The organism is Staphylococcus sp. EG-SA-2 (assembly GCF_017152085.1).
Map to the genome: position 1 here is coordinate 1 of NZ_JACYHC010000270.1, position 450 is coordinate 450.

The 450-nt window shown below is 32.2% G+C and carries 1 protein-coding gene and 1 pseudogene; both read right to left on the reverse strand.

Going from position 1 to position 450, the window contains the following annotated elements; genetic code table 11:
• The coding region (locus IDG60_RS02620) for a DUF896 domain-containing protein (RefSeq protein WP_206160468.1) at positions 1–107 on the reverse strand (107 nt) is incomplete at its 3' end.
• Positions 108–326: 219 nt separating this feature from the next.
• Positions 327–450, reverse strand: a pseudogene (locus IDG60_RS22025) (hypothetical protein); the annotation flags it as partial.

Here is a 450-nt window from a genome sequence, read left to right on the forward strand (position 1 = left end):
CTTAAGTAGTCTTGACGCAATGCATGTTGTTCTTGTTTTTCAGCTACAGTAAGTGGTTGGACTTTTTCTTTATTTGCAAGTTCATTAATTCTATCTAAAATTTTCATATTGTCATATCCTCCTTAGAATCAAGTGTTGATATATTTTGAGTTTATTTCTATAAGATAATTTATCAACACATCCAGTAATGTTTTTAGTTTCTCGGTCTTTTGACCAGCAGATTTTTGGAATTAAAATAAGGGGTTTGAGACACGATTTTAATAGTAGTACGATGGCAAAGTGATGTTATTGAAGTGTCGTTTGATATACATGTCTGCAATGTTGTTTTATAAGACAGGATGACGTAACTGAGCAAAGAAATGAGCATTGTCGAATGACATCGTGTGTCTTATTAAAATTGCAATGGGCATAGCATAGGTATATTCACAGTCGATTTTCTTGATTTCTACA